The organism is Robertmurraya korlensis, assembly GCF_023715225.1.
Classification (GTDB): Bacteria; Bacillota; Bacilli; order Bacillales; family Cytobacillaceae; genus Robertmurraya_A.
Genome location: NZ_JAMBNS010000003.1, coordinates 200511 through 215332, shown reverse-complemented (window position 1 = coordinate 215332; position 14822 = coordinate 200511). Strand labels below are relative to the sequence as shown.

Here is a 14822-nt window from a genome sequence, read left to right as displayed (position 1 = left end):
ATCTAGCTTCAAGAGATTCAGCGATTATCGGTTGGTGGATAAGATTAAGCAACCTAGCTGATAAAATAAACGGAGAAATTCCGCTTATTTAAAATTTATTAGTAAAAAAGCTTAAATAGGCGGAGAAATTCCGCCTATTGGCTCGAAAAATACAAAAATGAGAGATTTTTCTTTGTATAAGCGGAAAATCTTCCCTTATTTACCACGAAATGAGCTCTATTCTGCATATAACGGAAAAATCTCCGCTTATTTGCCTTTGGCTGGTTACAGAATAGTACTACAAAACGACAACCTTTTCTTATTAAACAGTTGTCCCTTTTATATTTAATCCTTCATGATGTATGACAAAGCAATCGTTCCCACACCAGTATGAACACCAGCCACAGGAATTAATGGGAGTACTTCAATCTTCAAGGATTCATACTCAGCCGCAATTTTTGCAAGTAAGCCTTCAACAATCTCCTTTTCCCCTGCGTGCATAATTCCGATTCGATCGTAGATTCCCTGCTTGTACGCTTCGTGCAAACGGTCAATTAATGCCTGCTCCGCTTTTCTCATCGTACGAATCTTTTCAACGATATTTACTTTGCCTTCCTTAAATGCAAGAAGTGGTTTTATTTGTAGAAGATTTCCTAAAATAGAGCCAAAATTAGAAACTCGTCCACTTTTTCTCAATTGATCTAAGTTCGCAGGAATGAGGATCAAGCGACATTGTTCTCTTAATGAAAGAAGTTCTTTTACAATCTCAGACGGCTTTCGTCCTTTATTATACAAGGTGATTCCTTCTTCTATTAAGAACTTTAAAGGGAAAGAACCGATCCACGAGTCAACTGGGTGTACAGGGAAACCAACGATTTCAGCCGCTTGTGTGGATGTAGAGTAGGTTCCAGATAGTTCACTAGAAACATGGACGATGATCGCTTCATCGTAGCTTTCTTTTAATTGAGTATAAAGGTCAATAAAGTCTCCTAAGGCAGGCTGTGAACTAGTTGGTGGAAAAGCTGAGTTACTCATCATCTCATAAAATTCCTCAGTGGTTATATCTACGCCCTCTTTAAAGGATGCGTTTCCAAACGTAAACGAAAGGGGAACCACATAAATATCATTGTCTTGTAACCATGCTTGATCTTTTTCTGAGAAGCTAGCTGTTGAATCGGTTACCCAAGCAATTTTCTTTGCCATAATATCCTCCATAAGATGTTATATAAGCACTATGATAATGAAAAATAATCTCAAAATAAAACAAACGAATAGCGAGGAACAACTCCCTCGCTTTACTAAACCAATTATATATGACTTTCTTCTTGCATCAATTCAGAGACTGGAATATCAAGTACAGTAGATATTTTTAAAATGGTTTGTGTGTCAGGAGTTTGTAGGCCTGACTCATATTTGTCAATCGTAGCAGTGCCAACGCGGATCTTAATTGCAAGGTCCTGCTGTGACATTTCTAGTTCTTCCCGAAAGCGTTTAATGTTTTGCCCAATTGCAGTCATGGCTCATCTTCCTTTCGAAAAAGATTATATTCTTTATTTATTTTATCACGATTAGGATAGGGAGAATTTACCCTAATCGTGAACGTTTCGTTACAGTTACAAAAGACCAATCGAACGTAAAAATACAAAGATAATTGCTACAGGTACGACAAATCGAATCGTAAAATACCAGATTGTAAACAGCTTGTTCATATTTCCGAATGTTCCTAATGCTAACTCGCTTTTCAATAGCTTGTATGGAAGCCGGTGCCCAACAAAAATAGAGATTAAAAAGGCTCCTAAAGGCATCCCAATATTACTTGCAATAAAATCAGCAAAATCAAAAATCGTTTTCCCGAAGATAAGCACATCAGACCATACACCAAAAGATAGTGCGCTAGGAATTCCAAAAATAAAAATAACCATTCCAGTTTTCCAAGCCCACTGTTTTCGCAGTTCGGTTTTTTCTTTAACAATCGCTGCTACAACAATTTCTAAAATGGAAAAAGCTGATGTTAATGTCGCAAACAAAAGCAACACAAGGAAAATACTTAAAAAGAATGCGCCAAAGGCCATTTCGTTAAACACAGCAGGGAGGACCACAAACACTAAACCAGGTCCTGCTCCAGGTTCAAATCCGAGTGCGAATACCGCTGGGAAAATAACGAGCCCAGCAAGTAGAGAAATAAAAATATTTAGACCAACAACCGAAAATGCTGACTTAGTAATGTTTTCCTTCTTCGAAAGATAGGATGCATACGTGACCATGACGGAAATACCAACGCTTAATGCAAAAAAGGATTGTCCTAGCGCAAGCAAGATGGTATCAGGAGTTAGACTGCTCCAATTCGGCTTAAGAAGAAACTCGACCCCTTTTGATGCTCCTTCAAGAGTTAAGGAACGAATCGCTAGGATGATAAAAAGAATAAAAAGGGCTGGCATCATGTACTTACTAGCTTTCTCAATTCCTTGCTGAACCCCACCTTGAATCACAAAAATGGTTAATATCATAAAGATTGCTTGTGCAAGGATGGCTTCAATAGGATTACTAATAATTGTACCAAACAAGGAACCATACTGATTTTGTGAGAGTCCTGTTAAACTGCCAGTAACACTACGAAATAGATAAGATAAAATCCATCCGCCTACCACACTATAAAAAGATAAAATAAGTCCAGAAATGATGACTCCTAAATACCCTATAACCTTCCAGTTTGAGTTGGGAGCAAGAATTTTATAGGCGGTGATTGCATCCTTTTGTGTATTTCTACCAATAATAAATTCAGCAATAAGGATCGGTGCACCGATGAATAAAGTTAACAATAAAAAAAGAAGGAAAAAGAGTCCTCCACCATTTGTTCCAGCCATATATGGGAATTTCCAAATGGCTCCAAGGCCAATTGCAGAGCCAGCTGCTGCAAGTATAAAGCCAATCTTTGATGTCCATTGCTCATGTGTTTTCATTACCGTTTTACACCTACTTTAAAAGATATTTTCCCATAATACTATATTTTCGGACTATTGTGTAGTAATTTTTTTTGAATAAGTTGTGACATTGTGATATGATCTTATATTGCGTATAAAAAGGATAAATAAACTATATTTAGGAGTGTTTCTATGTCAGAGAAAATTGAAGTTGGAAGTGTTGTTACAGGTAAAGTTACAGGAATTCAAGCATACGGTGCGTTCGTTGCACTTGATGAAAATACTCAAGGGTTAGTTCATATTTCAGAAATTACTCACGGATTCGTAAAAGATATTAATGAGCACCTTAAAGTAGGAGATGAAGTTCAAGTAAAGGTTCTTTCAATCGATGAAAACGCTGGGAAAATCGGTCTTTCTATCCGCGCAACTGTAGAAGCTCCTGAAGCACCAGTAGCTGCACCAAAGGCTGCACCGAAGAAGCCAAGAAAGCGTACAGCTGCAGCTGCTATCAAGCAAGATACAGAAGCACCACAAGGCTTTAACACGCTAAAAGATAAGCTTCAAGAGTGGATTGAGCAATCACAAAGATAATAAATAATCAAAGTGTGGGAGAAATTCTCCCACTTTTTTTATGTTTTTTTCTCGAGAAAGGACATAAGTTATTTTTTTAAGATACACTAAGATAAGGTAGTTTTTTCACCACGAACCAATGAGATCGGAGGTAAATATAATATGGCGAGTAAGTCACAAGAAGTGATTGAGCAAACGGAAAAGTTTGGGGCTAATAACTATCATCCTCTTCCGATTGTTATTTCTAGAGCAGAAGGTGTTTGGGTGGAGGATCCTGAAGGAAACAAATATATGGATATGCTTAGCGCGTATTCGGCTGTGAACCAAGGTCATCGCCATCCAAAAATCATCGAAGCATTAAAGGAACAGGCGGATCGTGTAACACTAACATCTCGTGCGTTCCATAATGACCAGCTTGGACCGTGGTATGAAATGATTTGTGAAATGACCAATAAAGAAATGGCATTGCCAATGAACACGGGTGCGGAGGCTGTGGAAACAGCGGTTAAGGCTGCACGGCGCTGGGCGTATGATGTGAAGGGTGTTAACGATAATCAAGCAGAGATCATTGCATGCTTAGGAAATTTTCATGGCCGTACAATGACAGCGGTTTCCTTATCTTCTGAAGAAGAGTATAAGCGGGGATTTGGACCGATGCTACCAGGAATTAATCTGATTCCATATGGTGATATCGAAGCATTAAAAGCTGCAATTACACCAAATACTGCAGCCTTCTTAATCGAACCTATCCAAGGTGAAGCAGGGATTATTATTCCACCTGAAGGATTTATGCGTGTTGCTTTTGATCTTTGTAAAGAAAACAATGTCCTATTTATTGCGGATGAAATTCAAGCTGGACTTGCCCGTACTGGGAAAATGTTTGCTTGTGAATGGGAAGGCATTGAACCAGATATGTATATTTTAGGTAAGGCGCTTGGTGGGGGCGTATTCCCAATCTCGTGCGTCGTGGCAAATAATGAGGTTCTCGGTGTATTTAATCCTGGATCACACGGATCAACATTCGGTGGCAATCCAATGGCATGTGCGGTTTCCATTGCCGCATTACAAGTTCTGAAGGAAGAAAAGTTAGCGGAACGTTCTCAGGAGCTTGGAAGCTTTTTTCTTTCAAAATTACAAGAAATCAAAAACCCAATCATTAAAGAAGTTCGCGGTCGCGGCCTGTTTATTGGTGTCGAACTAACGGTTCCTGCTAGAAAATACTGTGAGCAGCTAAAAGAAGAAGGACTGTTATGTAAGGAAACGCATGACACTGTCATTCGCTTTGCTCCGCCATTAGTGATTAGCAACAAAGACCTTGACTGGGCGATTGAACGAATTAAGAATGTATTAAGCGCATAAAAAAAATCCTTGCACTTTTTGGTGCAAGGATTTTTTTCAATTAGCGAGTCGCTCTTGGTTCAGGATCTCTCACGGTTTGTTCATTTGGTTTAAATAGGAGGCCTAGATTTAATAACCCTGCGATACCAACTAAGCCGTAGATAATTCTAGAAAGTGCAGAACCTTGTCCACCAAAGATAGCTGCCACTAGGTCAAATTGAAAGAATCCAATTAATCCCCAGTTGATAGCCCCGATAATTGTAAGTACTAGTGCAATACGTTGAATGGTACTCATGCTGTTTCCTCCTTGGGATGGTTTTTTATATAGTTTGGCTATATAAAGTTACACAATCTTATCGTTTGATTCTTGCTCCCCTTTTATGCATTTTCATAGGAAGAATTTTGGAGTCTATTTTTTTGCATTCACTATTATTTTGGAACATAATAAGAATTGAAGAGGAGGATGAAGTATGGATAATTTTACATTTTTTAATCCGACGAAATTGATTTTTGGAAAAGGAACTTTAGAACAATTGAAGGCTGAAGTACCTCAATACGGCAAGAAAGTGTTACTAGTGTATGGAGGCGGAAGTATTAAACGAAATGGCCTATATGATCAGGTCTTGTCATTATTAAAAGAAATAGATGTTAAGATATTTGAATTACCAGGTGTGGAACCTAATCCACGTCTTACTACCGTAAATAAGGGAGTAGAAATCTGTAGAAATGAAGGTATTGATTTTCTATTAGCCGTTGGCGGTGGAAGTGTTATTGACTGTACAAAAGCCATTGCCGCGGGTGCTAAGTATGATGGTGACACATGGGATCTAATGACTCGAAAAGCTGTTGCGAAGGAAGCGCTTCCGTTTGGTACAGTATTAACTTTAGCTGCAACAGGCTCCGAAATGAATTCAGGCTCTGTTATTACTAATTGGGAAACGAATGAAAAATACGGGTGGGGCAGTGCAGTTACTTTCCCGCAATTTTCTATCCTAGATCCAGTCAATACATATACGGTTCCAAGAGATCAAACGGTGTACGGAATCGTCGACATGATGACACATGTGTTTGAACATTACTTCCATTTAACCGAAAATACAGAGCTTCAGGATCGTATGTGTGAGGGGTTATTACTGACCGTAATGGAGGCAGCACCTAAGCTTCTTGAAAACCTTGAAAGCTATGAGCATCGTGCAACCATCCTTTATAGTGGAACAATGGCACTAAACGGTATGCTTTCTATGGGATACCGTGGAGACTGGGCTACACATAATATCGAGCATGCAGTATCGGCTGTTTATGATATTCCACACGGTGGTGGACTTGCCATTCTATTCCCGAACTGGATGAAGCATAACTTAAAAGTGAAACCAGAACGCTTCAAGAAGCTTGCTGTGCGCGTATTCGGAGTAAACGCAGAAGGCAAAACAGATGAGGAAGTAGGTCTAGAAGGAATCGCTAAACTTCGTGAATTCTGGAACTCAATCGGTGCACCGTCACGTTTAGCGGACTACGATATTGACGATAGTCAAATCGAAGTTATGGCTGACAAGGCCATGGTATACGGTGAATTCGGAAACTTCACAAAGTTAAACAAAGAAGATGTCATGGCGATTTACCGTGCCTCTCTATAAAAATATTCTTGCGTGCAATTTTCGTAATTGCACGTGTTTCTTTTTTTATAGGGTGGAAATACTACGGTAAGAAGGTGGGTTTTTTGAGCATTTCTTAACAATTATCATATTTGTTTGAAATGTGTACGCTTACATAAGTAGACGGTTCTTGATTCCTTAACCAGCTTTCGATAAAGTGATATAGTAAACAACAAATCATTGGAGGATCATTCATGACACACGTTCGTTTTGATTACTCAAAAGCACTTAGTTTTTTTGGGGAACATGAAGTTACTTATTTACGTGATTTTGTAAAAGTTGCTCATCATTCATTACATGAAGCAACAGGAGCTGGAAATGACTTTTTAGGTTGGATTGACCTTCCGGTTAACTACGACAAAGAAGAATTTGCACGCATCCAAAAAGCAGCAGAAAAGATCAAGCAAGACTCTGATGTTCTTTTAGTTTGTGGAATTGGTGGTTCATACTTAGGTGCACGCGCTGCCATTGAAATGCTGCAACACAGTTTTTACAATGCATTGCCAAAGGAAAAGCGTAGCACGCCACAAATTATCTTCATCGGAAACAACATTAGTTCTACATACATGAGAGACGTTATGGATCTTTTAGACGGAAAGGATTTCTCGCTTAACGTCATTTCCAAGTCTGGGACAACAACAGAACCAGCCATCGCTTTCCGTATTTTCCGCAAGCTTTTAGAAGAAAAGTACGGAGTAGAAGAAGCGAAGAAGCGTATTTATGCAACAACTGACAAAGCAAGAGGTGCATTGAAAACGCTAGCTACTGAAGAAGGATACGAAGCATTCATCATTCCTGATGATGTAGGTGGTCGTTATTCAGTTCTAACGGCTGTAGGATTACTTCCAATTGCTGCAAGTGGGGCAGATATCGAAGCCATGATGAAAGGTGCAGCAGCTGCACGTGATGACTTTGGAAGCTCGGAGCTAGAAGAGAACTTAGCATACCAATATGCAGCCGTTCGTAACGTTCTTTACAACAAAGGAAAAACCATTGAAATGCTGATTAACTATGAGCCAGGCTTGCAATACTTCGCAGAATGGTGGAAGCAGTTGTTTGGAGAAAGCGAAGGAAAAGACCAAAAAGGAATTTACCCTTCTTCTGCAAACTTCTCAACCGACTTACACTCTTTAGGCCAATATGTTCAAGAAGGTCGTCGTGACCTATTTGAAACCGTTGTACGGGTAGAAAATCCTCGTCATGAGCTTACAATCGAAGAAGCTGATAGTGATTTAGATGGATTAAACTATCTTGCTGGCCAAACAGTGGACTTTGTTAACAACAAAGCATTTGAAGGTACATTGCTTGCGCATACAGACGGTGGAGTTCCTAACCTAGTAGTGACGATTCCACAAATGGATGCTTACACATTCGGTTATCTTGCATACTTCTTTGAAAAAGCATGTGCAATGAGTGGCTACCTAATGGGTGTAAATCCATTTGACCAACCTGGTGTAGAGGCATACAAAGTAAACATGTTCGCATTATTAGGCAAACCTGGATTCGAAGAGAAGAAAGCAGAGCTTGAGAAGCGTTTATAATTTTAAAAAAAGTGTTAGTCATTGGAGATTTCCTCTCTTTTGACTAACACTCTTTTTTTTGTGAGAAACTAAAAGAAAAAGGGGGATGGCTATGATTCAAATTCCTTCACAAATTGAAGGCAAGCATTTTGATTTGTATAAGCTAGAGCAATTGTTAAAGCCGCTGGGTTATACCATTGGCGGTAATTGGGATTATGATCATGGATATTTAGACTATAAAATTGATGATGAAAAAGGATATCAATTTTTAAGGGTTCCGTTCCGAGTAGTTGATGGACAGTTAGACGCACGAAATTGTACGGTAGCAATTGAAAGACCATTATTGCTATCACATCTATATCAAGACGACTTAGACGATCATGCTTATATTGGCAATGCATCTGCTTCCTTTGATCAGTTCCAGGAACCGATTGATAAGGACGCAAGCTTTCCTGAAAAATTTGTAGATATCGGTAAGGCACTCGTTCAAGAACTCGAACAAATTCTAATTGATTAAAGTCGGTCGATAAGAAGTAACTCATCATGATCATCAATAACTGTTTCTTGAGGAGGATTCACTATGGTGTTTTCTCCTCTTTTAATGCCAATTAATAGCTTTCCCTCTTTAAGTAACTCCCCATTCGCGGTATAAAATGATTTTGAAATGTAGTCTTTACTTGGATGAAAGCAAACTCTACTTCCATGAAGTTGATCTAGTACTTCAACAAAAGTGGATACAATTCGGTCGGTGGCGATGCAATTTGTCATAATATAACTCATCATTCGATTCGATTGAATAATTTCGTCAGCGCCAGCTCTTTTTGCATTTGCCATCTGTTCACGGGTAAGAACTTCTACAATAGCGGTAATGTTAGGATTTAAGCCTTTAATGGTAAGCAACGCAAGGATCGTGTTCATATCAGCATCAAGCTCATCCTTATGTTGATCAGCAGTAATAAGGACCTTTTCAGCAGTTGCAATATTTGCCTTTAGTAACACATGGTCTTGAGAAGCTCTTCCTCTAATAAAGTGTACCTTTGCATCCATAATTGGATTTGATTCCAATGTTTCATCTATTAAAATAATATCTGAAAATTGATCGATTGTACGTATCGACTGAATAATTTCTTTTGACCGTTCATTCCATCCAATGATAATCAAATGTCTATCTCCTCTAAAATGAACTTTTCCTTCTAGATAATTGTTTTGCCTAGAAACAGCAGTTGTAGCAAGGGTAATAAAATAGGTGGATAAGAACCCAGCTCCTATAAAAATAAGGAGTATTCCTACGATTCTTCCTAGAAATGTTTGAGGAGAGTAGTCCCCATATCCAACGGTTGATGTAGTAATGATGGCCCACCAGATTCCTTCAAAAACAGTAGGAAAACTCTTCGGCTCAACAAGATGGATCATTATTCCAAAGAAAAGAACGAGTAATATAGCCATAGTTAATATTCGGACAAGCGTGGGCAATCTCAAAAAACTAGTATAAATTCGGTGGTGCATATCCTCACCTCCCTGAAAGTTTCTCTAAAAGTATAGACCATATCCTTTTGTGTTAAACGCAAAGGAAGACCCTCAGGAACGAGGGTCTTAGGTTATTTTCGCTTAGCTGCAGCTAATGCTCTATTTACATCAATTAATCCTTCTCCAAAATATTCATCTTTCCCCACTTCTCCAATGTCATAGCTGGAAGAACGAATAATGTTCATGACTTCCTTATTTGATAAAGTAGGATTGGTCGATAGTATTAAACCAGCTAATCCTGTCACATGTGGAGACGCCATGGATGTTCCAGAAAGGGCGGCATATTGGTTTTGAAAATAGGTGCTGGGAATATCAACACCTGGTGCGGCTACATCGATGTAATTTCCATAGTTCGAGAAAGAGGCTCGTTCCCCTGAATAACCGATCGCTGATACGCTTAGCACTTGGTCGAAAGCAGCAGGGTAACTTGGCTGGTTCGTATTATCGTTACCTGATGCAGCGATTAGAACGACTCCTTTATCATATGCATATTGAATGGCCTCTTTTAAAACGGTAGCTGGTTGATAATTACCTAGGCTTAAATTAATAACATCGGCTCCATGGTCTGTGGCCCAGACAATGCCTTTTGCAATATCGAACGTATAACCATATCCGTCCTTCGCTAATGTTTTTACGGGCATAATTTGATTGTACCATGTAATTCCAGCCACTCCTTCGTGATTATTTGTCTCAGAAGCGATGATTCCTGCGACGTGTGTCCCGTGGCCATTATCGTCATCTGGGCTTGCCTTCTCATCAATCGCGTTATATCCTTTTACCAATTTATGCTTTAGATCTGGATGATCCAGATCGACCCCTGTATCCACAACCGCAATAACGACATTTTTATCTCCCTTTGAAATATCCCATCCTTTTTCTGTTTCAATAACGGGAAGATTCCATTGATACTGCTCTTGATAATAAGTGTCATTTGGTGCAACCGATTCATTTTGTAAAAGAATGAAGTTAGGTTCAGCATACTCCACTTCCTCTAACCCACGGAAGTAAAGGAGCATTTGGTGAGTCGTTTTTGATTTGGAGCGGAACATATATAGGTTCGCTAATTTTTCACTTCTACTTGCATCAATCTCTCTATTAATTTGAGCAAGCCGTTCATCGGTAATGTCTGTTTTAAATTTAACGGTTGCCTCGTGCTCGTAGTAATGACTTTGATCGTCTTCATTATGGTTAATAATCTGAATTTCTGAGTGATGATTAAGTTTTGAAACTAACCGGTTATTCGATGGATCATTGTTTAAATTCATTAATCTAGATGTTTGAACTTGAGAAGGTTCATTATTCACTTTACGCATATCTATCGTATTTCGGTCGAGCGTTCTTATTTCTCGATCCGGCATCATTCGAGCAACACCTATAATCAGCAAAAGTGCTAAGCCAATAAGCATAAGCGGTTTTGTTCTTCGAAACATCCTTCTCACCTCATCGTTTAATTCCTACTATTAGGATGTTCAGTCACTGTCCTAGTATTGATGGTAATTTTAAGGAAGCGAGAACCATACATAAATCTCGTGCAAAACAGCAAAAATGTACGTATGTGCCATAAAAAGGAGGGAACCTAAATGAACAAGCCATTAGCTTATTTAAGAGAAATATTGTCGAACTATACAGATCGATCTGACACAGCGGAATACATTTTTAAAAAGATTGAGCAAGGACATTTTTCAACGGAAGAAAGCTTTGTCCGAAGCTTATCGGATGAAGAAAATAATTTTTTAAACAGTATTTTGCCCGAAGAAATTAAGCATGCAAACAATGAACAAGATGAGACTCGTGCCAAACAATTAAATGAGGTGTACGAGCTTTTGTTTTAAAAAAGACAGAGAAAAGGACAATGAATCATTGTCCTTTTTCATCTCTTTCTTCAGCTTCTTCTACATAAGGGTCATGTTCAAAGGCTGGAAGATCACCGAAGGTTGTCATAATACCTTCTTCATCGAGTTCCTCTTCATACTTTTCATGTTGCTTATTTGGATAGACGGTAACATGCTTCCCGGTAATATCAACGCCGACGAAGTTTTCATAGTCCTCCACATATCCAACATTTTCTTGAGGTTCAATATACATGTCATTATAATGATCTACTTGCTCCACTAAATCTGAAGGGCTCTCAGATGTTCCATAGCTTGCAACATCCTGCCAAGAATCTTCTGCATCATACGAGACATTTTCATCGGTCTCATCCATATCAAATTTTCCAAAAGGAGGCATTAATACACCTTCTTCAATCGGTCTTTCATGAGAGGTCACTTTATCTGGAGTGTGCTCTATACAATAGAGTGTATTTGGAAGTGCTTCTAAACGCTCAACAGGGATCTCTTTATGACAAACCACACATGTACCGTATGTTCCGTTTTTGATGGCTTCTATTGCTTCAAGAGTATTACGATACTCTAATCGATAATGCTCGTTAAGGGCGAGATCTTTTTCTCGTTCATATAATTCGGTTCCAGCATCACCAGGGTGGTTGTCGTAAACAGAAAGTTCACTTACCGAATCGGAAAGACTTCGCTGTAAATTAAAATGATCATTGTTTTCAAATTCCTCTTCTATCTGAGCTTTACGGTCTTCTAACACTTGCTTAAATTGCTGTAGTTGCTGACTTGATAGCATCTCAACCAATCCTTTCGCTGGTCTGGTACATGTTTTAGTATCTCCCGATAGATGTAGTTCATAAAAGGTAAAATGTGCTTAGAAAAAAATGTCGATTCGTCTCCTAATTCTCCTTAAAACTTTGTTATAATTAGTTGGGTGTGGAAGGGAGAACTGAAAATTGGGAAATAGGGAATTGCTAAAAAAGAATTTAAAAAGTAGATCATTTCGGTTAAACCTACTGTTCTTTGTTATATTTTGTCTATTTACACTTCTCATTATCCGTTTAGGATTAGTACAAATCGTATTCGGAGAATCATATAGTAAAGAAGTATCAAGACTTGATGCAACGGTTGTTAGTTTGCCAGCCCCACGAGGCAAAATGTATGACCGACATGGACAAGTGATTGTCGATAATGAAGGAATGGATGCTGTCGCCTTTTCAGAAGAACCAGGCATGACAACTGAAGATAAAGTTGAAGTAACGCGTAAGCTTGCAAAACTATTAAGCTTAGAAAAAGAGAGTTATAAAGAAAGAGACTTAAAGGATTACTGGTTAGCTGCTTATCCTGATGAAGCGGAAAAGCTTTTAAAAGAAAAAGAACTTTCGCTTACGGGAAAAGAACAATATGCCCTGCAAATTGAACGTGTTCCTGAAGCTGCTTTGAAGGAAATTGAAGAAAAAGAGCTTGAGGAAGCGATCATTTACAAGCGCATGACAAGCGGCTATATGTATGAAATACAAACGATTAAATCTGAGGGCCTTACTCTTGAAGAAATGGCAACCGTCTCAGAAAATCTAAGCTATCTTCCAGGTGTAGAAATTATTACAGATTGGAATCGTATTTACCCTTATGGTGAAATGTTAAAGCCGGTTTTAGGAAGTGTAACTACAGCCAAACAGGGGATATTACAAGAAAGAAGCAATTATTACTTATCAAGAGGCTACTCTCGTAACGATCGGGTTGGAAAAAGCTATTTAGAATACCAATATGAAGAATTACTTCATCCAAATAAAGGTCAAAAGAAATACGTAACAGACCGAAGCGGTAACGTGGTTGATGAAGTGATTGTCTCTGAAGGATCTAGGGGAATGGATTTACGCTTAAGTATCAATGCGGACTTGCAAAAGGAAGTCGAAAAGATACTAGAAGAGGAAATTCGGGATGCAAAAGCAGGAAAAGGAAATAACCTCCTTGACCGTGCCTTTGTCGTGATGATGCACCCGTATACCGGTGAAGTGTATAGCATCGCTGGAAAAATGATTAATCAGGAAAATAAGAGTGAACTACTCGATTATTCTGTTGGAGCGTTTGCGAGTCAGTATGAAATGGGATCAACAGTCAAAGGAGCAACCGTTCTTGCTGGATATCAAACAGGAGCCATTAAACACGGTTCATACTTCTACGATTCACCGATCCTTTTAAAAGGAGCAAAACCAAAGTCGTCATGGAAAAACTTTGGAAGCTTGAATGACTTAAAAGCTCTAGAAGTATCCAGTAACGTGTATATGTTCCATACTGTGATGAAAATGGCAGGCGTAAATTATGTCGCTAATTCTCCTATATCCGTTCAACAAGAGGATTACATGAGATTAAGAAACATCTATAAGCAATTTGGTCTCGGTGTGTCAACAGGGGTGGACCTTCCGAACGAAGCAACTGGGTTCCAAGGAGTACCCGATAACCCAGGGTTGCTACTCGATATGGCCATTGGACAGTACGATACGTATACACCCCTTCAAATGGCACAATACGTATCAGCGATTGCAAACGGCGGCATGCGTGTGAAGCCTCACCTTGTGGCAAGTGTCCACGAACCTATTAGTGAACAAGGACTAGGGCCGGTCGTTCAGAACATCAAGACTGAAGTATTAAATCGTGTATTAAACACTGATGAAGATTTGGCTCGTGTTCGTGAAGGGTTTTACCGTGTTGTTAATGGGTCGAATGGAACGGCGAAAGGCTCATTCACGATGGACGTATCAGGGAAAACAGGAACGGCACAAACCTACTACTACGGACCAGACCGCTCAAAATGGGGGCAAGCAACATACAACCTAACATTCGTCGGTTACTACCCATCCGAGAATCCTAAAGTAGCGTTCTCCGTAGTCGTTCCATGGGCGTCGAATGATAAACACCCTGTTAACAAACGCATTGCTAACCGTGTAGTTGAAGCGTTCATTAAATACGAAGAACAACGTGCGGTAGAAATTCCTACAGATGTTGAGGGCGAAGAGCCGTTGATGACAGAAGCACAATAAAATTATGAGAAACCTAGATTCGGTTGGATCTAGGTTTTTTTGTGTGAAAAGGAGGAAGAGTAAATCGAAAATAAAAAATACCCGTTGACACGTTCTTTATATAGAACTAAAATGTTATTAAATAAGAATAGGTGTTTTTAAAAGAGCTATTATTTGAAATAAAAGTAAGTAATAAGTGTATGTTTATTTTAATGTTTTTGTTCTTTATTGAGAAAAAATCTGTGTTATATAGTTTTTTGGCGATGTCTCCTTGCCATTATCAATGGGGACACTCGGTCATGCTGTGGGTGTAACAAACCTTAGACGCTAGTCGTCGTTAGTGTGATGTGAGGGGGGGTTAAATGCCCCATACATATTTAAAGGCTTTGATAATTATGACTAACAAAGAGTTCTAATTATCAAAGCCTTTAATCCTATTTATTATGTAGAAATGGTGGAT

General features: G+C 38.9%; 14 protein-coding genes. 7 read left to right on the top strand and 7 right to left on the bottom strand.

Going from position 1 to position 14822, the window contains the following annotated elements; translation table 11 throughout:
• Positions 1-324: 324 nt before the first annotated feature.
• From M3175_RS07470 to M3175_RS07460, 3 genes are all read right to left on the bottom strand, one after another.
• Positions 325-1182: a DegV family protein gene (locus M3175_RS07470; protein WP_251516891.1), complete on the bottom strand. Its 858-nt coding sequence runs from the start codon at positions 1180-1182 to the stop codon at positions 325-327.
• A 104-nt stretch (positions 1183-1286) separates the two neighbouring features.
• A complete protein-coding gene (locus M3175_RS07465; RefSeq protein ID WP_251516888.1) occupies positions 1287-1496 on the bottom strand; it encodes a helix-turn-helix domain-containing protein in 210 nt (69 codons plus the stop codon).
• 96 nt (positions 1497-1592) lie between these two features.
• Positions 1593-2939, bottom strand: a complete 1347-nt coding sequence (locus M3175_RS07460; RefSeq protein WP_251516885.1) for a sodium-dependent transporter — start codon at positions 2937-2939, stop codon at positions 1593-1595.
• 153 nt (positions 2940-3092) lie between these two features.
• Between M3175_RS07460 and yugI the strand changes: the two genes are divergently transcribed.
• Both yugI and M3175_RS07450 read left to right on the top strand, forming a co-directional pair.
• Complete coding sequence (yugI, locus tag M3175_RS07455) at positions 3093-3491, top strand: S1 domain-containing post-transcriptional regulator GSP13 (RefSeq protein WP_119709753.1); 399 nt, start codon at positions 3093-3095, stop codon at positions 3489-3491.
• A gap of 141 nt (positions 3492-3632) precedes the next feature.
• Positions 3633-4829, top strand: a complete 1197-nt coding sequence (locus M3175_RS07450) for an ornithine--oxo-acid transaminase (RefSeq protein WP_251516882.1) — start codon at positions 3633-3635, stop codon at positions 4827-4829.
• A gap of 40 nt (positions 4830-4869) precedes the next feature.
• Here the strand turns inward: M3175_RS07450 and M3175_RS07445 are convergent, their stop codons facing one another.
• The gene (locus M3175_RS07445) at positions 4870-5103 is read right to left on the bottom strand and encodes a DUF378 domain-containing protein (RefSeq protein WP_119709751.1); all 234 of its coding nucleotides are present in this window, start codon (positions 5101-5103) and stop codon (positions 4870-4872) included.
• A 175-nt stretch (positions 5104-5278) separates the two neighbouring features.
• On the opposite strand from M3175_RS07445, the gene M3175_RS07440 reads away from it, so the two are divergent.
• The 3 genes from M3175_RS07440 to M3175_RS07430 all read left to right on the top strand — a co-directional run bounded on the left by M3175_RS07440 (position 5279) and on the right by M3175_RS07430 (position 8497).
• The gene (locus M3175_RS07440) at positions 5279-6442 is read left to right on the top strand and encodes an iron-containing alcohol dehydrogenase (RefSeq protein WP_251516880.1); all 1164 of its coding nucleotides are present in this window, start codon (positions 5279-5281) and stop codon (positions 6440-6442) included.
• Between the two features lie 212 nt (positions 6443-6654).
• A complete protein-coding gene (locus tag M3175_RS07435) occupies positions 6655-8001 on the top strand; it encodes a glucose-6-phosphate isomerase (protein WP_251516878.1) in 1347 nt (448 codons plus the stop codon).
• 91 nt (positions 8002-8092) lie between these two features.
• Positions 8093-8497 (top strand): YugN-like family protein, encoded by a 405-nt coding sequence (locus M3175_RS07430; protein ID WP_251516876.1) that lies wholly within the window; start codon positions 8093-8095, stop codon positions 8495-8497.
• On the opposite strand, the gene M3175_RS07425 is transcribed toward M3175_RS07430, so the two are convergent.
• On the bottom strand, positions 8494-9486 hold the full coding sequence (locus tag M3175_RS07425; RefSeq protein ID WP_251516874.1) for a potassium channel family protein: 993 nt from the start codon (positions 9484-9486) through the stop codon (positions 8494-8496). The genes M3175_RS07430 and M3175_RS07425 overlap by 4 nt on opposite strands.
• A 92-nt stretch (positions 9487-9578) precedes the next feature.
• Entirely contained in the window at positions 9579-10937 is a 1359-nt protein-coding gene (locus tag M3175_RS07420) for a S8 family peptidase (protein WP_251516872.1), read from the bottom strand.
• 150 nt (positions 10938-11087) lie between these two features.
• Between M3175_RS07420 and M3175_RS07415 the strand changes: the two genes are divergently transcribed.
• Positions 11088-11339 carry a sigma-G-dependent sporulation-specific acid-soluble spore protein CsgA gene (locus M3175_RS07415; protein WP_251516870.1) on the top strand — a complete coding sequence of 84 codons (252 nt, stop codon included), beginning with the start codon at positions 11088-11090 and terminating at the stop codon, positions 11337-11339.
• A gap of 25 nt (positions 11340-11364) precedes the next feature.
• Here the strand turns inward: M3175_RS07415 and M3175_RS07410 are convergent, their stop codons facing one another.
• A complete protein-coding gene (locus M3175_RS07410; protein ID WP_251517679.1) occupies positions 11365-12138 on the bottom strand; it encodes a TraR/DksA C4-type zinc finger protein in 774 nt (257 codons plus the stop codon).
• A gap of 160 nt (positions 12139-12298) precedes the next feature.
• On the opposite strand from M3175_RS07410, the gene M3175_RS07405 reads away from it, so the two are divergent.
• Complete coding sequence (locus tag M3175_RS07405) at positions 12299-14383, top strand: peptidoglycan D,D-transpeptidase FtsI family protein (protein WP_251516868.1); 2085 nt, start codon at positions 12299-12301, stop codon at positions 14381-14383.
• The last annotated feature ends 439 nt before the right edge of the window (positions 14384-14822 follow it).